We start from the raw sequence: 25684 nt of genomic DNA, 5'->3' as shown, positions 1-25684 counted from the left end.
CAGCCTTATCCGCTGACGCCACGCGTGGGCAATGTCCACGCAGTTAGGTCTTCGGCATCGTCATGCGCTTCGCCGACGACGCGGTCACGCCCGGTGGACTTGGCCCTGTAGAGACGCTCGTCGGCAAGGGCGAAGAGATCGGCAAGCGAGCCTACGGTCTCATCGACAGTGGCGATGCCGGCGCTGACGCTGATGTCGAACCGGTTTACGCACGCTTTGACGGCCTGGCGGAGGTTTTCTCCGAGCAACCTGGCGACCGCATGCGGCTGCGAGCAAAGGATGGCGAACTCCTCGCCGCCGATCCTGAAAACCTGATCTTGTGCGCCGGCCGCCTGGGTCAGCACCTGGGCGATCGATCTCAGCACCCTGTCGCCCTCGGCATGGCCGAAGCGATCGTTGATCGACTTGAAATGGTCGACGTCGACGATCAGCAGGCTGAGCGGTTGGGCAGTGCGCAGGCTGACAGCGACCAGACGTTCGCCGTCGCTGTCAAAGCGTCCCCTGTGCAACAGGCCGGTGAGGCCGTCGCGGCCGACATGTTCGACCAGGGCTTCGTAGCGCTCGCGATAGGTCAAGGTGTCGAAGACGTCGGACAACCCACGTGGTGCCACGACCTGACGCGTTTCGAACCATCTGAGGTAGGCGACAAGCATGGCGCTGTAGGCAAAAGCGGCACCCATCTTGGCGAACCAGCCGCCGAAGAAAACCGCAATCGGCGCGCCGGCGACGAAATGCAGGGCGCTGAAAAATCCGGCCTGGTCGAAGGTGAGCACGCAGGCGACGCAAATCAGGATGCGGGAGAACGGCGCCCTGCGTAGATAACGCCCGAGCTTTTCGTAAAGCAGGATGATCAGGATGGCGTCGATGAAGAGCAGCGTCGTGCCCCACACCATCAGCCAGCCCATCTGGTCGATGAAGCCGATATCGGGAAGCTTGCCGTCGGAAAAGGCTGAAATATCGTGCAGGCGCAGGATCAGGACCAGCCCGATCATCAAAGCGTTGCCGAGCAAAAGGCCATAGATCGGCTGGCGCACCGTGGCCGCATCTTCCTTCATGTAGAGGAGAAGCAGCATCACCAGCTTGCCGGAAAACAGCACCGCCGAGCCTGGCGAGACCATGCCGAAGGGCAGGGCGACATAGAAGACGCTGGCGAGATAGGTTTCGAGGAAATGCATGGCGCCCAGCGCGCAGACGAAGACGCCGAGGCCGATGCGATCCCTGAAGCGGAACAGCGTGACCATGACGCTGAAGTAGACGACCGCTTCGGCAAGGAGCAGGAAACTGTTCAGCACTACCTTCGGTCCGATCTTTACTTTCGATCGCGACAGGTCAGCGATCGATCCTGTTTTGACGCTGAAGGGTTAACCGGGGATTTCAACGCTCCCTACAACCGGCGGAAAACTTAACGTGCGGTGTACACCCGGCTTGAAATGGCAAAAGCGATTGCCGTTCGGCCCGGCATCGCCTACATAGCGGCCAACCTCCATTCAATCCGACATTTCGGTCAATCATCAAGGAAAGCGCGCGTGGCACGCCAGTTCATCTATCACATGGCCGGCCTCAACAAGGCCTATGGCACCAAGAAGGTGCTTGAGAATGTCCATCTCTCCTTCTATCCCGACGCCAAGATCGGCATCCTCGGCCCCAACGGCTCGGGCAAGTCGACGATCCTCAAGATCATGGCCGGGCTCGACAAGGAGTGGAACGGCGAAGCCTGGCTCGCCGAAGGCGCCACCGTAGGCTATCTCGCGCAGGAGCCGGCGCTCGATGCCAACAAGACGGTGTTCGAGAACATCATGGAAGGCGTCGCCGCCAAGACCGCCATCATCGAGCGCTACAACGAATTGATGATGAACTACTCCGACGAGACGGCTGACGAGTCGGCCAAGCTCCAGGACGAGATGGACCGGTTAAACCTGTGGGATCTCGAACAGCAGGTCGAGATGGCGATGGAAGCGCTGGGCTGCCCGCCCAAGGATTCCGAGGTCACCAAGCTTTCGGGCGGTGAGCGCCGCCGCGTCGCGCTCTGCCAGCTGCTGCTGCGTCAGCCCGACCTCTTGCTGCTCGATGAACCGACCAACCATCTCGACGCCGAGACCACGGCGTGGCTGGAAAAACACCTGCGCGCCTATCCCGGCGCGGTGATGATCATCACCCACGATCGCTATTTCCTCGACAATGTCACCGGATGGATTCTCGAGCTCGATCGCGGCCGCGGCATCCCCTATGAGGGCAACTACACCAAGTACCTCGAAGCCAAGGCCAAGCGCCTCAAGCAGGAAGGTCGCGAGGACGACGCCCGCCAGCGCGCCATCGGTCGCGAACGCGAGTGGATCCAGTCCAGCCCGAAAGCCCGCCAGACCAAGTCCAAGGCGCGTATCCAGGCGTTCCAGGACCTGCTGGATGCAGCCGACAAGCGGCGTCCGAGCGATACGCAGATCGTCATTCCGCATGGCGAGCGGCTCGGCAATGTGGTGATCGAGGCGGAAGGCTTGTCGAAGGGCTTTGGCGACACGCTGTTGATCGAGGGTCTGGAATTCAAACTGCCGCCGGGCGGCATCGTTGGCGTTATCGGGCCGAACGGCGCCGGCAAGACGACGCTGTTCCGCATGATCACCGGCCAGGAAACCCCGGATGCCGGCTCTGTCCGCGTCGGCGAGACGGTCAAGCTCGGCTATGTCGATCAGAGCCGCGATGCGCTCGATCCGTCAAAGACGGTGTGGGAGGAGATTTCCGGCGGCGCAGAAGTGGTCAAGCTCGGCAAGTTCGAGGCCAACACGCGCGCCTATTGCGCGTCGTTCAACTTCCGTGGTGGGGACCAGCAGCAGAAGGTCGGCAACCTCTCCGGCGGCCAGCGCAATCGCGTGCATTTGGCAAAGATGCTGAAGACCGGCGGCAATGTGCTGCTGCTCGACGAACCGACCAACGACCTTGACACGGAAACGCTGGCGGCGCTCGAAGACGCGCTGGAAAACTTTGGCGGCTGCGCCGTCATCATCTCGCACGATCGTATGTTCCTCGACCGTCTGGCCACCCACATCCTGGCCTTTGAAGGTGACAGTCATGTCGAATGGTTCGAGGGCAATTTCGAGGATTATGAGCAGGACAAGATCCGCCGGCTCGGCCCCGAGGCCGTCAACCCGCACAGGATGACGTACAAGAGGCTGACGCGGTAGGGCTGCGGCGATCCGTTGCAGGCGGTGTGCGTTTGACCTAAATTGATCGGATGGAGTCGTCCATGATCACAGTCAAACTGCCGCAAAAAGCCGAGAAACTGCTGGCCGAAATGGCCAAGGCCAGCGGTCGCACCGCCGACCAGGTTGCAGCCGAAGCGATCCTCGAGGCCATCGAAGATTGGCACGACGCCGCAATTGCGGACGAACGCCTGAGAGATGATGACGGTGTGCGCATTCCGCTGGATGAAGTGATCCGGAAGCTCGAACGTCGTGAAGCCGAGGAGCGTCGCAAGAAGCCTGCCGCTGAATGACCTGGCGTGTCGAGTTCACGCCGCGCGCCGAGAAAGACATCGAACGGCTTTCGACGAAAGATCAACGGCGCATCCTGGAGTTCCTGAATCAGAGAGTTTCAGCGCATCCCAATCCGAGAGCCCTTGCCAAGCGCCTGACGGGCACAAAGGAAGAAGCTTGGCGGTTTCGTGTCGGTGACCACAGGATCATTACTCAGTTCCAGGACAGCCGGCTTGTCGTGCTGGTCGTGGAGGTTGGCAACCGTCGTGAGGTTTATCGATGAACAGCACAGCCGCAAAACCTGACTGGTCCGCCGCCCAATATCTGAAATTCGAGGATGAGCGGACGCGGCCCGCGCGCGATCTTGTTGCGCAGGTGCCGGTGGATTTCCCGCGCCGGGTGGTCGACATCGGCTGCGGCCCGGGTAATTCGACCGAGCTGCTGGTCGAGCGCTGGCCGGATGCTGATATCAGCGGCTTCGACACCTCTCCCGACATGATCGAGAAGGCGAAGGCGCGCCTGCCCAGCGTCAATTTCGACCTCGCCGATGTCTCGACATGGCGACCGGCCGAGCCGGTCAACGTCATCTTCGCCAACGCGGTATTCCAGTGGCTGCCCACCCACCCGGTAGTGTTCCAGCGGCTGATGGGCTTTCTCGCCCCCGGTGGCGCGCTCGCCGTCCAGATGCCCGACAATCTGCTTGAGCCGTCGCATCAGGTGATGCGCGAGACGGCCGCCGAAATGCCGTTCGCCGCCAAGATGGCAGGTGCTGCGCGCGGACCGCTGCCGGCGGTGTCGTTCTATTATAATCTCTTGTCGCCGCTCTCCGACCGGGTGGATATCTGGCATACGGCCTACAATCATCCGCTGACCGACGCCGAGGCGATCGTCGAATGGGTGAAGTCGACGGGGCTGAAGCCTTTCCTCGATCCGCTGGACGCCGGCGAGCGCAAAATCTTCCTCGACAGCTACACGGCCAAAATCGCCAAGGCCTATCCGAAGACCGCAAACGGCAAGGTGCTGCTGCGCTTCCCGCGCATTTTCATCGTCGCCAAGCGGGCCGGCTAGCACTCCCGATGACATCCGGCCACAGCCTGTGGTTTAAGCCGGCGTAAACCGGTGGGGTGAGAAAAGTGTTGTGTCGCGCCCCCTGGTCGTTCACATGAGAACGACAACGCCTGCGCATGGACGGACTGGATATGCATCGCGTCATCATCAGCGGCATTGGCGTTGAAATCCCTGAAGCCAAGATCACCAATGAAGAACTGGTCGCCAGCTTCAACGCCTGGGTCGACACCGAGAATGCGCGCCGGCAAGGCACGGATGAGACGCTGCTGCAGAAATCCGACAGCGCCTTCATCGTCCATGCCTCGGGCGTCCAGACCCGCCATGTGATCGAGCGCGAAGGCATTCTCGATCCGACCCGCATGGCGCCGCGCATTCCGGCGCGGCCCGATGATGCGCTGTCGCTGCAGGCCGAGTTTGGAGTGGCCGCGGCCCGGAAGGCGCTCGACCATGCCGGCCTGAAGCCGTCCGACATCGACCTGGTGATCTGCTCGGCCTCGCACCAGCAACGGCCCTATCCGGCGATCGCCATCGAAATGCAGGAGGCGCTGGGCACCAAGGGCGCCGGCTTCGACATGGGGCTTGGTTGTTCATCGGCCGCGGCCGCCTTGCACATTGCGGCCAATCTGGTCCGGGCGGGCGCGCACAAGCGCGTGCTGGTGGTCACGCCGGAGATCATCACCGGCCATCTCAATTTCCGCGACCGGCAGACGCATTTCATCTTCGGCGATGCATCGGTGGCGATGGTGGTCGAGGGGCTGGGCGAGGGCGAGAGGCGGCCGGGGCGTTTCGAGGTGCTGGACACGCGCACCTGGACGCAGATGTCGAACAATATCCGCACCAATCTGGGCTATCACACCCGCACCGCCCAGGACGATCCTTACATGATCAACCTCGAAGGCAATCTGATCAAACAGGTCGGCAACAAGGTGTTCAAGGAAGTCACCGTCGCCGGCCACAAATTCATTGTCGAATTCCTCGCCGAGCACGGGCTGACGCCGCAAGCCATCAGGCGATTCTGGCTGCATCAGGCCAATGCGCGAATGAACGCCATGATCCTGAAACTGGCCTTCGGCCACGAGGTCGACCATGACCGCGCGCCGATGGTGCTGGAGCGGCTCGGCAACACCGCCGGCGCTGGCGCCATCATCGCGCTGTCGGAAAACCACGCCGACATGAAGCCCGGCGATTTCGGCGTGCTGTGCGCCTTCGGCGCCGGCTATTCGATCGGTGGCGCGCTTTTGCGGATGCTGTAATCAGGCCGGCATGAACGGCACCAGCATCGGTACGCTGCGGGCATAGTCATCATAGGCGTTGCCGAGTTCTCCGCGCAGAAAGCGTTCCTCCAGCCTTGCCTTCATGACGATGCCGATGGTGAGAAGAATCGCGCCGGCGATTCCCCAGACCGTGCCTTTGGCCGCCATTGTGGCAAGCATCGCCAGAAGCAGTCCGGTATAGATCGGGTGGCGGACCATTCTGTAGGGACCGGTGTCGACGACACGGTGCTCGGCCTTGGCCGTCACCGAAGCCGACCAGAGACGGCCGAGATGCAACCGCGCCCACCAGGCGAACAACAGGCCAACGGCAACAAGCCCTGCGCAGATCCACGCTTCGGCAAGGGTCGGAAACCAGAATCGCAGCCGGCCGGCATAGCCATGCGCGGGAATGAACAGCAGCACCGCGCCGATCAACCACAAAGCGCGATAGCGAAGCTCCTCCTGGATGCCGGCACGCTTTTTCGCCGGGTCGGCCCAGAAGGCGGCTAGAAACCAGGACACGACCCAGATCAGCCAAAGCAGCGCGATTGCAGTCCCGGGACGCATGGAAACCTCCGCAGACTTGTCTCACCATGAGGCCGGTGCAGCACGGCGGCAATGCGGCGCAGTACGATAGGATATGCGATCCGCGGTAAGAAGATCGTGATCGGCTGCCATCAGCCCGCTTGATCGGATCATCATTGCTTTGGACTGGACCGGGCTCATGGCTATCGCTAATGCCGCCTTGCACAAGGAGTAAGCCATGCTGGATCTTTTCCCTGAGGCTCCGATCGAGATCATTTCAGCGCGAAAACTCGTAGCCAGGGTGACGGCGCTCTACGCCGCACCGTCGAATCACTTCCAGACGCGCCCGGTGGAAGCATTGCAGCTCGGTTTCGAAGGCATCGACGGCGACTTCCACGCCGGCGCCACCCGTCGTTCCGGCGGTCGCGAACCCTGGTATCCGCGCGGCACCGAAATCCGCAACGAGCGGCAGATATCAATCGTAGCAGCGAATGAACTCGGCGTCGTTGCCGAGCGGATGGGGCTGGCCGAGATCAAGCCGGAATGGATCGGCGCCAATCTGCTGATCGAAGGCGTGCCGCATCTCTCGATGCTGCCGTCAGGCACGCTGCTGTTCTTTAGAGGTGGCGTGACGATCAAGGTTGATGCGCAGAACGGGCCTTGCCGGCTTGCTGGACGTTCGATCGCCGAAAACGCCGGGATGGCCGATCGGGAGGCCGGCGCGCTGGCCTTCCCGAAGGCGGCGAAACGGCTGCGCGGCCTCGTTGCCTGGGTCGAGAAACCGGGTCGTATGACAACAGGGGAAGAGATCTCGGTGCGCGTGCCCGAGCAGTGGATTTATCGATCCTAGTACCGGGCTAGGGCACGGGCTGCGCCGCCGGGGCGACGCAGCCGAATTTCAAGACGCGCTCAGGCCGCCTTGCGGTTCTTCTTGGCGCCCTGCGCCTCGACGGAAAGGTGGTCCCACTTTTCCCACAGCGCGATGCGGTTGGCGTATTCCTGCTTGATCATCGGCAGGCCGCCATCGCCGAAGAAGACGCGCAGCGGCGGCTCGGCCGCGTCGACGATTTCAAGCATCGCCGGTCCGGTGGCCTCGGGGTCGCCGGCGACCGAGTTGGCGCGGCGTTCCGCCATCTTGGCGCGGGCCGGCGCGTAAGCCTCGATCGCTTTGGAGACCTTGGCCGAGTCGCCGGACCAATCGGTGGAGAAGCCGCCCGGTTCGACAAGCGTCACATGGATGCCGAATTCGGCGACCTCGATGCTGAGCGACTGGCTGAAGGCTTCGAGCGCCCATTTCGAGGCATGGTAAAGGCCGAGCGACGCAAAGGCGTTGACGCCGCCGATCGACGAGATCTGGATGATATGGCCGGAGCCCTGCGCCCGCATGATCGGCAAAGCCGCCTGGGTGACCCAGAGCGCGCCGAACACATTGGTCTCGATCTGGTCGCGGGCTTCCTGTTCGCTGACTTCCTCGATGGCGCCGAAATGGCCATAGCCGGCATTGTTGATGACGACGTCGAGCCGGCCAAAGCGCTTGTGCGCCTCGGCGATGGCCGCATCGACAGCCTTCTTGTCGGTGACGTCGAGCTTGATCACGGCGACATTATCGCCGTATTTCGCGACGAGATCGGCGAGCGTGCCGGCATCGCGCGCGGTTGCGGCGACACGGTCGCCGCGAGCGAGTGCGGCCTCGGCCCAGACTCGGCCAAAGCCTTTCGACGATCCGGTGATGAACCAAACCTTGCTTGTCATGACGTGGAATCCTTGCCCATGCGGGCCGTGAACTGGGAAGCGGAGGCTTCTCCGCTTCCGCGATATACGGTGCGTCGAGCGATTTTCCAGAGGCGAGGGGGAATCTTTTTGGTCACGTCATCGTGTGGAGCAGGACCTTCGCCGGTCAGGGATAGCGCACCGGGCTCGACCAGGCCGGGTCGTCATGCTTTTGCCAGTAGAGCGCCATCAAGCGCTTTGTGATCCCGCCTATCTTGCCGTCGGCGACAGCAGCGCCGTCGATCACTGTCACCGGCATGATGCCGCCGGCGGTGGAAGTGATGAAGACTTCGTCGGCAGCCTTCAGCGCGGCAACGCTGACGTCGACGGCCGTGGTGGGAAGCGCTGCCTCGGCGCAGAGGTCGAAGACGGTGCGCCTGGTGATGCCGGGCAGCACGCCGGCGGCTGGCGTCGACAGCCTGCCGTCCTTGACGCAGAACACGTTGAAGCCGGGGCCTTCGGCGACATTGCCGTTGAAGTCGAGAATCAATGCGGTTTCGGCCCCACGGTCATAAGCGTCGTAGAGGCCGCGCACGAGGTCGAGCCAGTGGTAGTTCTTGATCGCCGGATCGATCGAGACCGGCGGAATGCGCACCTTGTCGCTAATGGCGACATGCAGGCCGCGCCGCAACTGCTCGGCATTGGCGACCGAGCCGAAGGGAACTGCGAAGGCCATGAAGCGGTTGACCGCCTGGCGCGGATCGCGGCTGAAGGTCGGCGAGGCGCCGCGTGTGCACAGCATTTCGACATAGGCGGCGCGATGGCCCGACAGCGCCACGCAATTGTGCAGAATCTCGGCCACGCCATCGCGGTCGGACGGGATCGTCATGCGCAGTTTTTGCAAGCCGGCGAAGAAGCGGTCGAGATGCAGGTCGAGTCGGAAGAAGCTCCCGTCCCAGACATGCACGGTGTCGTAGGTGGCGTCGGAATGCAGAAAGCCCCAATCCAGCACCGAGATCTTGGCCTGCGACATCGGCAGATACTGGCCGTCGAGGAAGGCGATGCCGTCGGGATAGGAATGCGGATCGATGTGGCGGTCGGACATGGAAGGCAATGGCACGATGCTACCCGCTGCTGCGCTTCGGTTCATGGCGATTGGTCCCTTCGGCTTGATACGGCAGAGTCAAGCTAGTGGTCCCCTGCAGGCGGCATAGGGCCACCCAACCATCGCTGTTTGTCCTAGGTAGCACATTCGATATGCCCTATGGTCCGGCCTGAAAATATCCGGCCGTGAGGGGCAAAATGGGCAGATCTTTTCGGACCATCAGCTTTGCAATTTTCCTCGTCTTCGTCACTGGCCATGCCTTCGCGCAATGCGCTCGCGAGGGCGAGGCGCTGTGCCAGAACGGCCAGACCTATCGTTGCGAGAAGACGGGCAGCGAACTGACGCCGATCTTTCAGAACGTGCCTTGCGTGGTCAACGCGGCGGGGCTCAACGGCGTCTGGACCGGCAGCGGTCATCAAAGTCCGGCCGGTGCTGCCGGCGCCGATTGGGCGATCGCAATGACAATCGGCGATGGCGCCGCGTCGATCGACTATCCGTCGCTCGGCTGCGGCGGATCGTTGACCCAGATTTCTCGCGACGACAGTTCGGCGGAATACCGGGAAAACATCAGCTATGGCCAGGACAAGTGCATCGACGGGGGCGGCATCACCGTCCGATTTTTCAAAGGGAACCTGTCCTGGACCTGGGTTGGCCAGGCCGACGGCCAGCCCTACAATGCGGTTGCCGTATTGAAGCGACGGTAGCTGAAGTTATTCCTCTTCGTCCTCTGCATCGAGCAGGCGCGTGGCGCGCCAACGGGTCAGCACCATGTTTGTTTGCTCGATGACGAAGAACCGCGCCGAGTCGCGGTCATAGCCCTCGGCCAGCAGCTTTTCATAGTCGGTATGGCCGTGCCTGATATGGGCGATCGTCGCCAGCCAGACCGCGATGCCCGGCGGCAGCGTCTTCATGTGCACGGCGCCGGCCTCGGTGCGGATTTTCTCCATATCGGCATAGGGCGCCAGGGGCAGCAGTGCGGTCAGCGCCTTGGCGATGGCGCGGCGGCGGCCGGTGGGCGCGCTCATTTTTCGTCACGCCCGGCAATGGTCGCCTCGGGAAAGGCGTCGGTCGAGGCGAAATAGGGCTTGATGTCGATCACCGGGGTGCCGTCGAGCACATCGATGGCGTCGATGGCGATGCGGCCGTGGTCGATGTCGACGGCGATCAGCCTGGCGATATGCAGCCCGACTGGGTTCGGCCGGGCAGGGGAGCGCAGCGAGAAAACGCCTTTCGGCTCAGCCGCATGGCGGGGTCTCTGGACAATCAGTGCCCGCGGCGCGTGATGCAGCCAGGACAGGAGGACGATGTGGCTGGCCCGCTCCAGCGCAAGCAGGCCGTCGCGATAGGGTGGGTCGATGAGAACGGTGGCCGCCTGTCCTGTCTCGCGGGCGGCGCGCATGTTCTTCGGGCAGCTTTCGCGCGTGGTCCATGGCGAGGCGATGCGGCCGATAAACACGATATGGCCATCCGCCGGCATGTCAGCCGGGTCAGTCTGCAGGAGCTTTTCGCCGTCGCGCTTCTCGAACATGGCTTTCGCCCTAGCACAAGTTTCCAGCTGATCGTCAGGGAAAAGCGGTTCTCTCAGGCGGGGATCATGTGTGCGGCATTTTCTTGTCAGGAAGCGACATAGGCCTTGCCATGTCGTCAAAGCTGACATAAACATATGTTTATATCTTTTTCAACGAGAACGCGCCGATGCATGTTTCGCTCAATACGATGGTTGATACGTTGAAGGCTGCGGCCGAATCGAGCCGGCTCCGCATCCTGGCGCTGCTGTCGCGCGGCGATCTCACCGTGTCCGACCTCACCGAGATCCTCAGCCAGTCGCAACCGCGGGTGTCGCGGCATTTGAAGCTGCTGCTGGAGGCCGGGTTGATCGGCCGCTACCAGGAGGGCTCGTGGGCCTTCTTCCGGCTGTCGGATACGGATTCCGCGCGCGACTTCGTCATGGGGCTGGTCTCTGGCATTCGCGGCGCCGATCCACAGGTCGAGCGCGATCTCGAGCGGTTGGCATCGGTCAAGCGCAAGCGCCAGGACCGTGCCGCCGAGTATTTCTCCGAGAACGCCGCCAGCTGGGATCACATCCGCTCGCTGCATGTGCCGGACCGCGCGGTGGAAGCCGCACTCCTCAAGCTGGTCGGCAAGCGGCCATTCCAGTCGATGCTAGACCTCGGCACCGGTACCGGGCGGCTGCTGGAGATATTTTCGCCGCTCTACCGGCGCGGTGTCGGCATCGACATGTCGCGCGAAATGCTGACGGTGGCGCGGGCCAATCTCGACAAGGCAGGCATCGCCAATGCCCAGGTCCGCCAAGGCGACATTTTCGCGCCGCCGGTCGAGCGCGACGCCTTCGACCTCGTCACCATCCATCAGGTGCTGCACTATCTGGACGATCCCGCCCGCGCCATCCGCGAGGCGGCAAGGCTGCTGCGCCCGTCGGGCCGGCTGGTGATCGTCGATTTCGCGCCGCATGCACTGGAATTCCTGCGAGACCAGCATGCGCATGTCAGGCTGGGCTTTTCCGACCGCCAGATCTCCGAATGGTTTGCCGATGCCGGGCTCGATCTCGGGGATGCCCAGGAATTCGAGCCGCGCGGCGGCAACGAAGCCAGGCTCACCGTCAAGCTGTGGCTCGGCCGCGACCGCCGCATGCTGATCGCCGAGCCTTCAAATGACACCCAACCCACCAAAGCGTACCCTATGGGGGAAATCGCCTGATGAACCAGTTCCGCTTTTCCCGCCGTCCCGACATTGGCGACAAGGTCCGCGTCTCCTTCGAGTTCTTCCCGCCGAAGACCGACGAGATGGAAGCCAGGCTCTGGGACACCGTCACCAGGCTGGAGCCGCTGAAGCCGAGATTCGTCTCGGTGACCTATGGCGCCGGCGGCTCGACGCGGGAGCGCACGGCGCGCACGGTCAAGCGCATCCTGAACGAGACGGCGCTGACGCCGGCGGCGCACATGACCTGCGTCGACGCCGCCCGCCATGAGGTCGATGCCGTGGTCCGCGAATTCGCCGATATGGGCGTGAAGCGCTTCGTTGCCTTGCGCGGCGATCCGGCGGCGGGTGTCGGTACGGCCTACCGGCCGCATCCCGATGGCTATGCCAATGGCGCCGAACTTGTCGGAGCGCTGAAGGACGCCGGCGATTTCGACATCTCGGTCTCGGCCTATCCCGAAAAGCATCCGGAAAGCCCCGACTTCGCCACCGACTTCGACATGCTGAAGCGCAAGGCCGACAATGGCGCGACGCGGGCGATCACCCAGTTCTTCTTCGACAACGATCTCTACGAGCGTTATGTCGAGAAGGCGCGCCGTGCCGGCATCTACATCCCGATCGTGCCTGGCATCCTGCCGGTGCACAATTTCACCCAGGTCGCCAATTTCTCGGCGCGCTGCGGCGCGCTGGTGCCGGCATGGCTGGCCGAGCGTTTCGAAGGGCTGCACAACGATCCGCAGACGCATGCGCTCGTGGCGTCTGCCGTGGCGGCCGAGCAGGTGCTCGATCTCGTCGAGCGCGGCGTCAGCGACTTCCATTTCTACACCATGAACCGGGCCGACCTGGTGTTTGCCATCTGCCATATGATCGGCATCCGCTCCCATGAAACAGAGGCAGCTGGATCCGCCGCCGCCTGAGCTTCATCGTGGTATGAAATCTGAAATGCAAAAGGCCGGGCGAAACACCCGGCCTTTCGAATTTGTGGGCTATTGCTGCTGTTCTTCCGCTCCGGCGGTTACGGAAGAACACCTATGATAAGGGCGCCAATGAAGGCAAATGCAGCACAGATCATCAATGCGTTGATTGGCCTCGTAAGTCCCATGTCATAGTCTCCTCTTCAAGAGCTATGGGTGGAGTCTAGGGGCATTTGTGCCACAGGCAAGCGGAAAATATGCTGCAATGCGACGCGATTGTGGAATTTGCGACCTGCCACCTGTCGTTAAGCCTTGAAACTCTTCGGCAAAAGCCGCTGGCAGCCTGTGAATAAATTGTGACGCGGCCGTGGCGAAAGCGAGGCATGGCAGCGCTACCAGACCTAAAGCGCGTCGTTGTCCCAAAACCGCTGCGCACTTTTGGTCGACAGGCATTAGCGCCGACCAAACAACCGCCCGTCGATCGTCACCAGGCCAAGCGCGATCAGTGCCATGCCGCAGAACTCGAACAGAGCGAGCCGCTCGCCGAGGAACAGGAGGCCGAGCAGGATGGCGCTGGCCGGGACGATGAGCGTGACCAGCGAGGCGTTGGTGGCGCCGGCCGAGGCGACGAGGTTGAAATAGAGGATGTAGGCGAAGGCGGTGGAGAGCAGCGCCAGCGCCAGCACCGCCGTCCAGACCGGCGGCGAGGCCGAGAACAGGCCGGCCGGGCCATAGGTGAGCAGCACCACCGGGATCATGATGATGGTCGACGCCGTCAATTGTCCGGTGGCGATGACCGGCGAGGGCACGCCCTTGAAGCGGCGGGCAATCATCAGCGCGACGGCGTAAGACAGCGAGGCGCCGATCAGCGCGAATTTCGCCCAGACCGGGCCGCCGAGCCCGGCCAGCAGGCCGGGGCCGATCATGACAGCGGTGCCGGCGATGCCGAGCCCGATGCCGGCAAGCTTGTTCCAGGAGAGCTTTTCGTCCGCTGTCAGCGCGTTGGCGAGGATCAGCGTCCAGAACGGCGTCGTCGCGTTGAGCACCGAGGCGACGCCGGCGCCAAGCGCGGTCTGGCCGGCAAAGATCAGCGAGAACGGGACGACATTGTTGGCGAGCGCCAAAAGGAAAAACAGGCCGGCATGCGGGAAGGCGAGGCGGAAGGACGGACCGCGAATGCCGAGATAGAGCTGCAGTGCAATGGCCGCGATGGCAACGCGAAACAGCACCAGCACCAGCGGGTGCATTTCGGCAACGGCGATGCGGGCAAAGAAGAACGAGCCGCCCCAGATGGCGCCGAGCAGCAGAAGCTGTCCCCAGTCCCTCAGCGTCATCGGTCCGCGCTGCACGGCTGTCGTGGCTATTGCCATCGTGAACGTCCTTCCCCGCGGCATCAATGCCAGCCACTCAGGCAGAAGGCATATCGGGTCCGGCGACAAGAGCCACCGGAAACCTGATTGCTGGCAACAGTGCTGCCAGGAGGGTGCGCCGCTGGGTCAGTGCCCGCCAGACACAGAATTGTTTTCTTTGGCCGCTAGCTTGGATTAATTGTGCGCAGCCGAGAAGTCAGGGGATTCGTCCATGCAGCGATTCGAGAATGCCCGCGAGGCGGCGCTGGCGCTTCGGCCGGACGATCCGGTCTACTGCTTTCGCCCGCAGGTGCTGAATGCGGATGCCAAACAGTTCATGGGCATGTTTCCCGGCAAGACCGCCTACGCAGTCAAGACCAATGGCGAGCAGATCGTGCTGAAGGCGCTGGTCGAAGCCGGCGTCACCGCCTTCGATGTGGCCTCGCCCGGCGAGTTCGCCGCCGTGCGCGCCGTCTCACCCGACGCCGAGATGCTCTACATGCATCCGGTCAAGGCGCAGTCGGACATCAAGCTTGCGCTGGAAAAATACGCCATCCGCGTCATTTCGCTCGACCATGAGGACGAGATCACCAAGCTGACGCGGGTGGTGCGGGCGCTTGACATCGATCCGGGCTCCATCAGCGTGTTCGTGCGCATCCAGACCAAGGGCTCGGCGGCCTATGAACTGTCAAAGAAATTCGGCGCCGGGCCGGCCTATGCTGTGGAACTCGCCGAGCGACTCAACCGCACCGGCTACAAGGTCGGCCTGTGCTTCCATGTCGGCAGCCAGATCGAGGATCCCGACACCTATGAGCGGGCGCTGGCCTCCGCCGATTGGGTGCGCAACCGGCTGACCTTCGACATTGCGGGCCTCGATGTCGGCGGCGGCTTTCCCGCCGAGTACGGCCATGACCCCAATCGCAAGCAGATCGAGATGCCGTCGCTCGGCCAGATCATGTCGCGGCTGTCGGGCGACCTGAGGGAATACCAGTTCGACCAGATCCCGTTGGTGGCCGAGCCCGGCCGGGTGATCGTGGCGCGCTGCCTGTCGCTGATCGTGCGGGTGCTGCTGCGCAAGGGCAAGCGGCTCTACATCAATGACGGCATCTGGGCGTCGCTGTCGGATTCTTGGACCGGCAAGATCACACTGCCGGCCCGCTTCATCCCCGATCCGGCGATCCGCTCGCGCAATGGCGAGGAGAAGAACATCGTGCCCTTCAAGGTCTGCGGCGCGACCTGCGATTCCGTCGACATCCTGTCGCGGCCGTTCTGGCTGCCGGAAACCGTCGACACCGGCGACTGGATCGAGATCGGCCATATCGGTGCCTATTCGCTGTCGCTAAGAACCCGCTTCAACGGCTTTTATCCCGATACCTTCGTCGAGGTGACGACACCCTTCGATGAAGGCGATGCGCCGCAGGGATTCGCGAGTTTGGAGACGATGGCGGATTAGGTTTCTTCCTTCTCCGCTTCAGCGGACGAAAAGCCAATTGCTTGGCTTTTCGAGCCTTCGACGCCCTGAGCTATGCGAAGGGCCGGGGTGGTGGCCGATCCACCTGCCGGGTCCCCGCTGCTTCGCAGCGTCCCGGCGTTCGCCAGCCTTCATGCCGATGAATTCGCTCCGCGAAACCGGCTGCTCACCCCACAAGGGGAGAAGGCAAGGAGCGCTACAGTTTCCCCAACAGCTCCGGCGTTGGCCAGCCGTCGACCGGCATGCCGAGCCGCATCTGTTCCTTGCGGATGGCTTCGCGGGTGTTGGTGCCCAGAATGCCGTCGACGGTGCCGACGTCATAGCCCCTGGCTTCGAGCTTGGTCTGCAATTCCTTCATCTGGTCGCCATTGAGCCCGGTTTCGGGATTGCGCGGGTCGAACTGCTTTGCCCCGGCCAGCCGGCTGGCGAAGTTGGCGGCGGTCAGCGCGTAGGTGAAGGACTGGTTCCATTCGAGATAGACGTCGAAATTGTCGTAGGCGAGGAAGGCCGGACCTTTGCGGCCCATCGGCAGCGCCAGGCCGGCCTTCAGGCCATTGTCGATCAGCGGCGTGCCATCGGGGTTGGCGACGCCCCAGGCGGCCCATTGCGACAGCGGCAGCTTGTTGGTGCGGCCGGTCTGCTCCCAGGGCATGTCCTCGGGCACGCGCACTTCCTCGATCCAGGGCTGGTCGCGTTTCCAGCCGCGCGACAGCACCTTGTTGGCCGTGGTCATGATCACGTCGGGCACACTGCGCCTGAGATCGACGATGCCGTCGCCATCGCCGTCGACGCCGCGCGCGAGATAGTCGGAAGGCAGGATCTGCGTCTGGCCGATCTCGCCGGCCCAGGCGCCGGTGACGTCGGCCGGAACGACGCCGCGATCGATCAGCGTCAACAGCGGCACCAGTTGCGGCCGAAACAGCTGCGGCCGGCGGCAGTCGTGCGACAGCGTCACCAAGGCGCTCAGCGTGTGGAAATCGCCCTGGACGGCGCCGAAATCGGTCTCCAGCCCCCAGAAGGCGGTGATGATCGGCGCCTGGACACCGAACTGCTGGTCGGCGCGCGCGAAGACTTCGGCGTATTTCTTCAGGTTGGCCGCGCCCTGCTTCAGCCGGTAGGCCGAGATCATGCGGTTGGAGAACTGGATGAAGGTCTGGGCGAAGACGCCCTGGGCGCGATCGCGCGCCAGCACCTTGTCGTCGATGGTGGCGGCTTCCAGTGCGTCAAGGCCGACAGCGCCGACACCGGCCGCCCTGGCTTCCGCCGCCACGCCTTGCTTCCAGGTTTCGAAGTCGCCGCCGCATTCCTGCGCCCCCGCCGGCATCGCCGTAGCGCCGAGCAGCAGGCCCGCGAGCAGCCCGGAGCGCAATCGGCTCCTCGACTGTTTCCGGCGTGGATATCCCAGTGGTTGCAGGTAGGTGCGCATGGGACGTCGAAAAGCAGGCGGCAGAGCCGGTGTCAACGGGTGTTCTGCCGCAGCCACTTTTTCCAGGCTGCCTCAGTGCCGTTGAAGACGTTGATATCGGACTTGCCGGTCATGCCGGGAACGATACCGGTTCCGGTGTATTGCCAGAAGGTGAAAGGGTGGCTGCCGTACTTCTGGCGGGGGTGGCCGGCCACCGAGCGCAGCCAGTAGGGATAGCCGCGGAAGGTCGAAAGGTCGTTATCGTCGAAGAAGTCGACCGAGGTGTAGATGATCGGCTTCTTGCCATAGTGCCGCTCGATCATCTCGAGAAAGGTGGTCATTTCGGCCCGCACCGTCGCCGAATCCGGGCGCAGCCGGCAGGTCGGCGATTGCGGGTTCCACTCCATGTCGAGCACCGGCGGCATGGCCGAGCGGTCGACGGGCACGTTCTGGATGAACCAGCGCGCCTGGGTGGCGGCCGGCGTGCAGAAATAGAAGAAATGGTAGGCCGCGCGCGGAATGCCATTGGCCTTGGTGCGGGACCAATGCTCGTTGAAATACTCGTCGAAACGGTCGCCGCCCTCGGTCGCCTTGATGAAGGCGAAGGAGATGCCGCTGGCCTTGGCCGTCGGCCAGTCGACCGAGGTCTGGTATTTGGAGACGTCGGTGCCGTGAACGGCATAGTTCCAAGGCGCGCCGCTATCCCATTCATGCGGCTTGGAATCTTCGAAACGCGGTGCGCGCACGGCAACCGTCGGGCTGCTGGATGGCGACATCGAGGGCACGAGATCGCCGGCGGTCGAGCAGGCGGCCAGCAGCGTCAACGTGATGAGGGCCGCGAAACGGCGCATCGCATTTCCCGAGCCGGAATCAGCCGGTCGCTGTTGGGTTGTCGTTGCAGGTGCCCCTCAGGCGATCGCCCCACAGCATCGCCTGATACGCTATTTTCGTGCATGTCGTTGTTCCAAAACCGCTGCGCACTTTTGGGCGACATGCACCAGTGATCGCCGATCATGGTTGATAACAGGTTGACGGCGCTCGACAAGAACACCGATTTTGCGGAAGCAATGGCGGCAAATCGATGACATAAATCGGGCCGCAAGCCACGGGCAGCCGAAAAGCAGGGACGGAAAGATGCGGATCGCCGTGAAGATCATCAAATGGCTGCTCGGCCTGGTCGTGCTGGCGATAGCCGCGCTGTTTGCCTGGCTCTACGTCGCTCCGCCCGACCTGATCCGCGTCGGTTCCGGCTATTCCGCCAAGATTGTCTGCTCGAATGTTTTTATCGCCGGCCGTGATCCCAATGAGGTGCTGGCCATCGACGTGCAGGCGCCCGGCCATCCGCTGCTCAGGCTGATGAAGGTGTCGGTCGACAAGAACAGGGGGACCGTCTCGGCCGGGCTGCTTGGCTTCCTCGGCAAGAGCGTTGCCGTTGCGCGCGCCGGCCTGGGTTGCGCCTCGGTTCCGGATGGCGACGTCGGCAAGGCACGGCGCACGTCAATCTCTGCCGAGGCGTCGGCGGCCACCAAGGGCGATCTGTGGCCCGAGGGAGATCGAGTCGATGCCTCGCAAAATCCCGAAATCAACAAGATCCTCGACGGTGCGGCGATGACCGGCATCGGCATGCGCGCCGTGGTGGTGGTCAAAAATGGCCGCATTGTTGCGGAGCGTTATGGCGACGGCTTTTCGGCGAAAACGCCGCTGCTGGGCTGGTCGATGACCAAGACAGTCAACGCCGCGCTCGTCGGCACGCTGGTCAAGGACGGCAAGATGGCGGTGACCAATCAGGGCCTGTTCGGCTCATGGAAGGCGGACGGCCGCGCCGCCATCAGCCTTGCCGATATGATGGCGATGTCGAGCGGACTCGAGTTCAACGAGGATTATGGCGACGTTGCCGATGTGACGCGCATGCTCTACCTCGAACCGGATATGGCGGGCTTCGCCGAGGCCAAGCCGCTGACCGGCGACGTCGGCAAGGTCTTTTCCTATTCGAGCGGCACGGCGGTGATGCTGTCGCGGCTGTGGCAGGATGCTATCGGCGACAAGGACAAGGCGCTGATGTGGCCAAGGGCAGCGCTGTTCGGGCCGCTCGGCATGCAAAGCGCGGTGCTCGAAACCGACGAGGAGGGTACCTTTGTCGGCTCATCCTACCTCTATGCCACGGGGCATGACTGGGCGCGGTTCGGCCAATTCCTGCTGCAGGGCGGCGTCTGGAACGGCAACCAGATCCTGCCGGCCGGTTTCGTCGACTGGATGCGCGAACCGGCACCGGCCTCGAAAGTCTACGGCAAGGGGCAACTTTGGATCGAAGCCCCGGGGGACGAAGGAAATCCCGGCGCCGGCGTCGCCGCCGGCCTGCCCAACGATACCTACTGGATGGAGGGCCATGACGGCCAGACGGTCGCCATCATCCCGTCGGAGCAACTGGTGGTGGTGCGGCTGGGGTTGACGCCGGCCAAGCTCGGCTACCGGCCGCAGGTGATGGTCGGCGCGCTGATGAAGGCACTGCGCTAGCTCCCTTTACCCTCCCCTTGATGGGGAGGGTCGGCGCGTAGCGCCGGGGCGGGGTGCCTGGCCACCGGCGCCTTCGGCGCGACCTCCCCCATCGAGGGGGAGGTAAGAGTGCGCGATCTTGACGACCGCCAGCCAGGCATAGCCGCGATAAAGCGCGCGGAAACAGAAGCTTGCGCCGGTTCGCCGAGATTCCGATTCCAAGACTTCGCGCAATGATTCACGTGGCGTGACATGGAATTTCTTGAGCCAGCCGCGCAGCAATGTCCGGAACCAGTTGGGCAAGCCTTCCTGCTGGCCGAAATCGACGACATGCAGCGAGCCGCCGGGCGCGAGTGCCGCAAGGGCTGCCGAAACCGTCTTTTCCCAACCGGGGATCATCGACAGCGAATAGGACACGAAGATGCGGTCGAAGCGCTCGACGCCGAACAGCGTCTTGGCGTCGAAATCGGTGGCGTCGCCGCGCGCCAGTACGGCGCGGCCGGACAGGCCGTCGCGGCCGATCGCCTTGCTCGCCGTCTCCAGCATCTCGGCCGAGATGTCGAGCCCGTAGAGGCGGGCGTCGGGATAGCGGCGGGCGGCAAGCGCGATGTTGCGGCCGGTGCCGCAGCCAAGTTCGAGCACTCTGCCATTCGCCGGCACATCCAGCCCGGATATCATCTGGTCGCGGCCAAGCAGATAGTATTTGCGGGTCAGGTCGTAGATATGGCGTTGCCAGCGATAGACGCCGTCCATCAGTTCGGCATGGTCGGCCGGCAGCTCGCTCGCGCTCACGCCGCGCGCTTCACATAGAGGTGGAAGCCGCCATAGATGGCCGAGCGGTCGCGGGCCAAACAGTCGCGCGAGGCCTCGTCCTCGTAGGTCCACTGGTCGAGCAGCGAGATCGAGACGCGGCCCGGCAGCAGGCTGGGCTCGGCGGCGGTACGGAAGATGACTCGGGCGCCGACCGAGGCGGTGCGGGTGATCTCCGACCAAAGGGCATTGAGCTGGTCGTTCGTCATCCAGTCCTGCGCGTCGAGCAGGACGAAACGGTCGACGGTGCCTGCGTCCTTGCCGGCCAGAAATTCGATCAGATTGGCGTGGTGGATGCCGACGCGATCGACATTGTTGCGGATCGCCTTGTAGTTGGCCTCTTCTAGATAGGCGGGCAGGGCGGCCTCACCCGGATTGGGATAGCGACGGGCGAAGGCTTGCCAAGCGAAGTAGTTGTTCTTCAGCGGAAAATCGCAAGCGAGCTTTTCCAGCCGGGCCTTCAGCACGCTGGCCATCGAACCATCGCCCGAGGTGATCAGCGAATCGTACTGCGCCGGCGGAATGCCGAGGCCGAACAGCGAAGCCTTGCGCGAGGTAGCCCAGCGCAACAGCTTCTTGTCGAAGACCGGCGCCAGCTCTTCGGTGAAGAAGCGGCGCTGGTCGGCGAGGCTCTTCGACGCCATGAGACCGGCGGGATCGACGCCGAAGAATTTGGCGATGCGGTGGCCCATGGCGATGAACAGGCCGAGCAGGCCGGTCTGGTAGAAATTGCGGTCGAAGACGGTGATGCGCCGGCGGCCGCGCCAGCTGCGACGCTCCCAATAGTGGCGGCTGACCGGGTCGAGATGCGGCGCGATGAAGCGGTCATAGGCTTGCGAATTGTGGTTGGTGTCGGCGGCGCCGAAGAAACGGAACAGATCGCCCTGCGAGGGCAGATGCCGCACCGCCTCCAGCTTCATCCGGTTCAAGGCGATGTGGGCGGCGTTGAGGTCGACCGCATCGACGCGTTCAGGCGAGCGGGTGAGGTAGGCGAGGATGTTGCAGCCGCCCGACGCTATGGTGACGAGGCGGTGGCCCTGGCCAAGCTGCATGGCCTCCATGTCGACTTCAGGGTCTTCCCAGATCTGCGGATAGACAAGGCCGGAAAACAGCAGCGCAAACAGTCGTTCGGAAAGGCCGGCCTGCGAAAGCGGGCGGTTCTGGTAGACGGCTTTTCCAACTTCCTTGCCGCGGCGAAAAACGAGATCCGAGGAGACGTCCGTCATGGCAAAGTGATTCCCCATTTGCTTTGCCGCAAGCGGGTAACTCAGGGGCATGACAGGCGGGTGACAGCCTGTTGACGCGAGTTCAGGCCTTGCCAAATCCCCCCGGTGTCGGCGTCGTCAGGATGACGGCGTCGCCGGCGTCGAGCACGGTCTGGTCGCAGGCCTTCAGCGTCTCGACGCTGCCGTCCTGGCGGCGGACCTTGGTCGAGCCGACCTCGCCGTCACCGCCGCCATCGAGGCCTTGCGGCGGGCGGTTGCGGTGCGAGGACAGGATGGCGCATTCCATCTTTTCGAGGAAGCGGATGGTGCGCCTGGTGCCGTCGCCGGCGCTCCATTTGCCTTTGCCGCCGGAACCTTCGCGGATGTGGAAATCCTCGAGCATGACGGGAAAGCGCAGTTCCAGCACTTCCGGATCGGTGAGGCGCGAATTGGTCATGTGGGTGTGGACGCCGGATGTGCCGGCAAAGCCGCGGCCGGAGTTCATCCGGCCTGCCGGCGAGCCGGAGCAGATGGTCTCGTAATACTGGTACTGCTTGTTGCCGAAGGTCAGGTTGTTCATCGTGCCTTGCGCATTGGCCATGGCTCCCATGGCGCCGAACAGGGCGTTTGTGACATGCTGCGAGGTCTCGACATTGCCGGCGACGACGGCGGCGGGGTAGGCGGGCTTCAGCATCGAGCCGTCGGGGATGATGATGTTGATCGGCCGCAGGCAGCCGGCATTCATCGGGATCATGTCCTCGACCATGACACGGAAGGCATAGAGCACGGCTGCGCGGGCGACGGGCTCGGGCGCATTGAAATTGTTCTTCTCGACCTTCGACGTTCCGGTGAAGTCCACGGTCGCCTCGCGCTTTTGCCGATCGACGGTAATCTTCACCTTGATCACCTGGCCAGTGTCGGTCGGGTATTCGTACTCGGAACTATCTGGCAGCCGCTCCAGCACGCGGCGCACGCTTTCGGCGGCGTTGTCCTGGACATGGCCCATATAGGCTTCGACGACGTCGAGGCCGAAATGGGCGACCATCTTGCGCAATTCCGCCACGCCCTTTTCATTCGCGGCGATCTGCGCCTTGAGGTCGGCGATGTTCTGGTGTGGGTTGCGGGCAGGATAGGCGTGGTCGGTGAGCAGCGTGTGCAACTCCGTCTCGCGGAATTTTCCACGATCGACAACGCGGAAATTGTCGAACAGCACGCCTTCCTCGTCGACCGTGGTGGCAAGCGGCGTCATCGAGCCCGGTGCCGTGCCGCCAATATCGGCATGGTGGCCGCGCGAGGCTACGTAGAAGATTACTTCCTCCCCCCTTGAGGGGGAGGTGGCGGCGGAGCCGCCGGAGGGGGTCGTTGCGGCAGTGCTCGACGCTCTTGTGGTGCCTTCTGAGAGGACCCCACCCGGCCGCTGCGCGGCCACCCTCCCCTCAAGGGGGAGGGAAAACACCGGCGTCACCACGGTGATATCAGGCAAATGCGTGCCGCCATTGTAGGGGGCGTTCAGCGCAAAGACGTCGCCGGGATGGATGTCGCCGGAGTTCAGCCGGATGATGGTTTCGACCGAGCGGTCCATGGAGCCGAGATGCACCGGCATGTGCGGCGCGTTGGCGACCAGCGCTCCATGACGGTCGAAGACGGCGCAGGAAAAGTCCAGCCTTTCCTTGATGTTGACGGAATAGGCGGTGTTCTGCAGCGTGACGCCCATCTGCTCGGCGATCGACATGAAGAGGTTGTTGAAGACCTCCAGCATCACCGGATCGGCTTCGGTACCGAGGGCAGCCGTGCGAACTTTCCGTTCCGTGCGGCGAATGACGACGTGATTGAGGTTGGTGATTTCGGCCTGCCAGCCCGGCTCCACGACGATGGTCTGGTTCGGCTCGATGATCAAAGCGGGGCCTGGGACCAGATTGGATGGGCGCAGGTTTTCGCGGCGATGGATGCCGGCCTCATGCCAGCGGCCCTCGGTGTAGATGCGCCGCGTTCCCGACGCACCCGCTTCAACCATTGCCGGTCCGGCGGGCGCAACGGCTTCGGCCGTGGTCTCGACGATCTCGGCGCCTTCCACGCCAACGGTCTCGACGATCATCGGCTTGTCATCATAGACGAACCCGAACTGCGCCTTGTGGGCGATTTCGAAATCGCGCCTGGCCTGGAAGATCGAGTCGCCTTCGAAATTCACCGGCAGCGTGGTGTCGGTGCCGTCATAGCGGATGTGCAGCACCGGCTTTGCCGCAACCTTGTCCTCGGCGATGCCTTGCGCTGCCAATTCGGCGATGACGGCTTTTTTCAACGTGCCGATGAGGCTGCCGATCTGGGTCCTGGATTCTTCGGCAAGCGGCTTCAGGAGCGCCTGCTGGCGCGACGCGAAAACCGACGACAGGCCGATACCATAGGCTGAGAGCAGACCGGAGAAGGGGTGGATCAGTACCGCCTCCATGCCGAGCGCGTCGGCAACCAGGCAGGCATGCTGGCCGCCGGCGCCGCCAAAACAGTTCAAGAGATATTCGGTGACATCGTAGCCGCGCTGCACGGAGATCTTCTTGATAGCATTGGCCATGTTTTCCACCGCGATGGTAACGAACCCTTCGGCGACGGCTTCCGGCGTGCGGCCATCGCCGATTTCGGCGGCGAGCGCAGCGAATTTTTTATGCACGGCGGCGACGTCCAGCGGCTGGTCCTGGTCTGGGCCGAAAATTGCTGGGAAGAAATCGGGCTGCAGCTTGCCCAGCATGACATTGGCGTCGGTGACGGCCAGCGGGCCGCCGCGCCGGTAGGCGGCGGGGCCGGGATTGGCGCCGGCGGAATCCGGGCCGGCGCGGAAACGGCCGGCTTCGTAGTGCAGGATCGAGCCGCCGCCGGCAGCGACGGTATGGATGCGCATCATCGGCGCACGGATGCGCACGCCGGCGACCTCGGTGTCGAAGGCGCGCTCATAATCGCCGTCATAATGGGCGACGTCGGTCGAGGTGCCGCCCATGTCGAAACCGATGACTTTCTCGAATCCGGCGAGTTTCGCCGTCTCGACCATGCCGACGACACCGCCGGCCGGGCCGGACAGCAGCGCGTCCTTGCCCTGAAACATGTCGGCGGCGGTAAGCCCGCCCGACGACATCATGAACATCAGGCGAGGGTTTTCCCTCCCCCTCGAGGGGAGGGTGGCGGCGGAGCCGCCGGGTGGGGTTGGATCGACCGGGCTCAGCGCATTGGCGGTGCCTTCCGAGAGGACCCCCTCTGGCCGCTTTGCGGACTGCCCTTCGCTATGGCTCCGGGCGTTCGTCGCTGAAAAAGCCAAATCGTTGGCTTTTTCTCGGCCTTTGGCCGACCGCTCCTCACCCTCCAGAAGTGGGGAGATTGGCGTCGCGCCCAGTTCTCCCGCTACTCTTTGCACATAGCGCGACAGGATCGGCGACAGATAGGCATCGACCACGGTGGTGTCGCCGCGGCCGACCAGTTTGATCAGTGGCGAGACTTCATGGCTGACCGAGACTTGGCTGAACCCGATCTTGCGGCAGACTTTCGCCACCGCCTTCTCGTGGTCGGGATATTTCCAGGCATGCATGAAGACGATGGCCACCGCATCGATCCCGTCAGCCTTCGCCTGTTCGATGGCGGGGCGGCAGGCGGCGATGTCGAGCAAGCGCTCGACCTCGCCATTGGCGCGCACGCGTTCGTCGATCTCGATGACCCGCTCGTAGAGCTGTTCCGGAAGGATGATCTCCTTGGCGAAGATGTCTGGCCGCGCCTGATAGGCGATCTTCAGCGCATCGCGAAAGCCCTTGGTGATGAGCAAAAGCACACGGTCGCCCTTGCGCTCCAGCAGCGCATTCGTGGCAACGGTGGTACCCATCTTGACGTCACCGACCAGGCCCGGAGGAATAGCGGTGCCGGATTTCAGCCCCAGAAGCTCGCGGATGCCGGCTATGGCCGCGTCGGGATAGGCTTCGGGATTTTCCGACAGGAATTTCCTGGGATGCAAACCGCCTTGCGGATCACGTCCGATCACGTCGGTGAAGGTGCCGCCGCGGTCGATCCAAAAATCCCATTTCTTGTCCACGCAGAACTCCGGCATTGCATTTGGGTCCAGACTGTTAGTTCGGCATCGCCCGGCCCGCAATCGGTAGTGCGCGGATGTTACATCAGGAAACGCAACGTTACGAAACTCATGGCCGTTTGATGCATTTT

At 63.3% G+C, this 25684-nt stretch carries 23 protein-coding genes; 11 read left to right on the top strand and 12 right to left on the bottom strand.

All coding sequences use genetic code 11. The annotated features are described in order from the left end of the window. Positions 1-5 precede the first annotated feature (5 nt). A complete protein-coding gene (locus ACYG9Z_RS04290) occupies positions 6-1292 on the bottom strand; it encodes a GGDEF domain-containing protein (protein ID WP_023753074.1) in 1287 nt (428 codons plus the stop codon). Between the two features lie 234 nt (positions 1293-1526). Between ACYG9Z_RS04290 and ettA the strand changes: the two genes are divergently transcribed. The 5 genes from ettA to ACYG9Z_RS04265 all read left to right on the top strand — a co-directional run bounded on the left by ettA (position 1527) and on the right by ACYG9Z_RS04265 (position 5788). Further along, entirely contained in the window at positions 1527-3176 is a 1650-nt protein-coding gene (gene ettA, locus ACYG9Z_RS04285) for an energy-dependent translational throttle protein EttA (RefSeq protein WP_023668235.1), read from the top strand. Positions 3177-3226: 50 nt separating this feature from the next. Further along, complete coding sequence (locus tag ACYG9Z_RS04280) at positions 3227-3487, top strand: DUF6290 family protein (RefSeq protein ID WP_031194871.1); 261 nt, start codon at positions 3227-3229, stop codon at positions 3485-3487. Then, complete coding sequence (locus ACYG9Z_RS04275; RefSeq protein WP_023668237.1) at positions 3484-3750, top strand: type II toxin-antitoxin system RelE family toxin; 267 nt, start codon at positions 3484-3486, stop codon at positions 3748-3750. The genes ACYG9Z_RS04280 and ACYG9Z_RS04275 overlap by 4 nt, the downstream gene beginning before the upstream one ends. Further along, on the top strand, positions 3747-4535 hold the full coding sequence (gene tam / locus ACYG9Z_RS04270; protein ID WP_023753073.1) for a trans-aconitate 2-methyltransferase: 789 nt from the start codon (positions 3747-3749) through the stop codon (positions 4533-4535). The genes ACYG9Z_RS04275 and tam overlap by 4 nt, the downstream gene beginning before the upstream one ends. 131 nt (positions 4536-4666) lie before the next feature. After that, on the top strand, positions 4667-5788 hold the full coding sequence (locus ACYG9Z_RS04265; protein WP_023668239.1) for a beta-ketoacyl-ACP synthase III: 1122 nt from the start codon (positions 4667-4669) through the stop codon (positions 5786-5788). Here the strand turns inward: ACYG9Z_RS04265 and ACYG9Z_RS04260 are convergent, their stop codons facing one another. Beyond that, positions 5789-6355 carry a methyltransferase family protein gene (locus ACYG9Z_RS04260; RefSeq protein WP_023668240.1) on the bottom strand — a complete coding sequence of 189 codons (567 nt, stop codon included), beginning with the start codon at positions 6353-6355 and terminating at the stop codon, positions 5789-5791. A gap of 196 nt (positions 6356-6551) precedes the next feature. Between ACYG9Z_RS04260 and ACYG9Z_RS04255 the strand changes: the two genes are divergently transcribed. After that, on the top strand, positions 6552-7163 hold the full coding sequence (locus ACYG9Z_RS04255) for an MOSC domain-containing protein (RefSeq protein WP_023753072.1): 612 nt from the start codon (positions 6552-6554) through the stop codon (positions 7161-7163). Between the two features lie 59 nt (positions 7164-7222). Here ACYG9Z_RS04255 and ACYG9Z_RS04250 read toward each other — a convergent pair whose 3' ends face one another. Beyond that, entirely contained in the window at positions 7223-8065 is an 843-nt protein-coding gene (locus tag ACYG9Z_RS04250) for an SDR family oxidoreductase (RefSeq protein ID WP_023753071.1), read from the bottom strand. Between the two features lie 145 nt (positions 8066-8210). Next, complete coding sequence (locus tag ACYG9Z_RS04245) at positions 8211-9173, bottom strand: D-amino acid aminotransferase (RefSeq protein WP_023682160.1); 963 nt, start codon at positions 9171-9173, stop codon at positions 8211-8213. 152 nt (positions 9174-9325) lie between these two features. Here ACYG9Z_RS04245 and ACYG9Z_RS04240 point away from each other — a divergent pair, with 152 nt between their 5' ends. After that, a complete protein-coding gene (locus tag ACYG9Z_RS04240; protein WP_023682159.1) occupies positions 9326-9832 on the top strand; it encodes a hypothetical protein in 507 nt (168 codons plus the stop codon). 6 nt (positions 9833-9838) lie between these two features. On the opposite strand, the gene ACYG9Z_RS04235 is transcribed toward ACYG9Z_RS04240, so the two are convergent. Both ACYG9Z_RS04235 and tsaA read right to left on the bottom strand, forming a co-directional pair. After that, entirely contained in the window at positions 9839-10153 is a 315-nt protein-coding gene (locus ACYG9Z_RS04235) for a DUF2293 domain-containing protein (RefSeq protein WP_023668245.1), read from the bottom strand. After that, the gene (gene tsaA, locus ACYG9Z_RS04230; protein WP_023753070.1) at positions 10150-10656 is read right to left on the bottom strand and encodes a tRNA (N6-threonylcarbamoyladenosine(37)-N6)-methyltransferase TrmO; all 507 of its coding nucleotides are present in this window, start codon (positions 10654-10656) and stop codon (positions 10150-10152) included. The genes ACYG9Z_RS04235 and tsaA overlap by 4 nt, the downstream gene beginning before the upstream one ends. A gap of 167 nt (positions 10657-10823) precedes the next feature. On the opposite strand from tsaA, the gene ACYG9Z_RS04225 reads away from it, so the two are divergent. Together ACYG9Z_RS04225 and metF are read left to right on the top strand one after the other, a co-directional pair. Then, positions 10824-11846, top strand: a complete 1023-nt coding sequence (locus ACYG9Z_RS04225; protein WP_023753069.1) for an ArsR/SmtB family transcription factor — start codon at positions 10824-10826, stop codon at positions 11844-11846. Continuing rightward, positions 11846-12763: a methylenetetrahydrofolate reductase [NAD(P)H] gene (gene metF, locus ACYG9Z_RS04220; RefSeq protein WP_023690856.1), complete on the top strand. Its 918-nt coding sequence runs from the start codon at positions 11846-11848 to the stop codon at positions 12761-12763. The genes ACYG9Z_RS04225 and metF overlap by 1 nt, the downstream gene beginning before the upstream one ends. 449 nt (positions 12764-13212) lie before the next feature. On the opposite strand, the gene ACYG9Z_RS04215 is transcribed toward metF, so the two are convergent. Continuing rightward, positions 13213-14130 carry a DMT family transporter gene (locus ACYG9Z_RS04215; protein ID WP_023682155.1) on the bottom strand — a complete coding sequence of 306 codons (918 nt, stop codon included), beginning with the start codon at positions 14128-14130 and terminating at the stop codon, positions 13213-13215. Positions 14131-14341: 211 nt separating this feature from the next. Here ACYG9Z_RS04215 and ACYG9Z_RS04210 point away from each other — a divergent pair, with 211 nt between their 5' ends. Continuing rightward, on the top strand, positions 14342-15562 hold the full coding sequence (locus ACYG9Z_RS04210; RefSeq protein ID WP_023753068.1) for an alanine racemase: 1221 nt from the start codon (positions 14342-14344) through the stop codon (positions 15560-15562). 214 nt (positions 15563-15776) lie between these two features. On the opposite strand, the gene ACYG9Z_RS04205 is transcribed toward ACYG9Z_RS04210, so the two are convergent. Then, a complete protein-coding gene (locus tag ACYG9Z_RS04205) occupies positions 15777-17006 on the bottom strand; it encodes a lytic murein transglycosylase (RefSeq protein WP_050586898.1) in 1230 nt (409 codons plus the stop codon). A gap of 32 nt (positions 17007-17038) precedes the next feature. Next, positions 17039-17836 carry a glycoside hydrolase family 25 protein gene (locus ACYG9Z_RS04200; protein WP_023668254.1) on the bottom strand — a complete coding sequence of 266 codons (798 nt, stop codon included), beginning with the start codon at positions 17834-17836 and terminating at the stop codon, positions 17039-17041. A 283-nt stretch (positions 17837-18119) separates the two neighbouring features. Between ACYG9Z_RS04200 and ACYG9Z_RS04195 the strand changes: the two genes are divergently transcribed. After that, the gene (locus ACYG9Z_RS04195; protein ID WP_023705560.1) at positions 18120-19499 is read left to right on the top strand and encodes a serine hydrolase domain-containing protein; all 1380 of its coding nucleotides are present in this window, start codon (positions 18120-18122) and stop codon (positions 19497-19499) included. Positions 19500-19505: 6 nt separating this feature from the next. Here ACYG9Z_RS04195 and ACYG9Z_RS04190 read toward each other — a convergent pair whose 3' ends face one another. From ACYG9Z_RS04190 to ACYG9Z_RS04180, 3 genes are read right to left on the bottom strand one after another with little or no spacing between them, the layout of a single operon-like run. After that, positions 19506-20270 (bottom strand): class I SAM-dependent methyltransferase, encoded by a 765-nt coding sequence (locus tag ACYG9Z_RS04190; protein ID WP_023753066.1) that lies wholly within the window; start codon positions 20268-20270, stop codon positions 19506-19508. Then, positions 20267-21565: a BtaA family protein gene (locus tag ACYG9Z_RS04185; RefSeq protein ID WP_031244262.1), complete on the bottom strand. Its 1299-nt coding sequence runs from the start codon at positions 21563-21565 to the stop codon at positions 20267-20269. The genes ACYG9Z_RS04190 and ACYG9Z_RS04185 overlap by 4 nt, the downstream gene beginning before the upstream one ends. A 31-nt stretch (positions 21566-21596) precedes the next feature. Next, positions 21597-25556: a hydantoinase B/oxoprolinase family protein gene (locus ACYG9Z_RS04180; protein ID WP_023753064.1), complete on the bottom strand. Its 3960-nt coding sequence runs from the start codon at positions 25554-25556 to the stop codon at positions 21597-21599. Positions 25557-25684: the final 128 nt, after the last annotated feature.

Source organism: Mesorhizobium sp. RSR380A (genome assembly GCF_054719385.1).
This window is presented reverse-complemented; position numbering and strand designations above follow the sequence as displayed.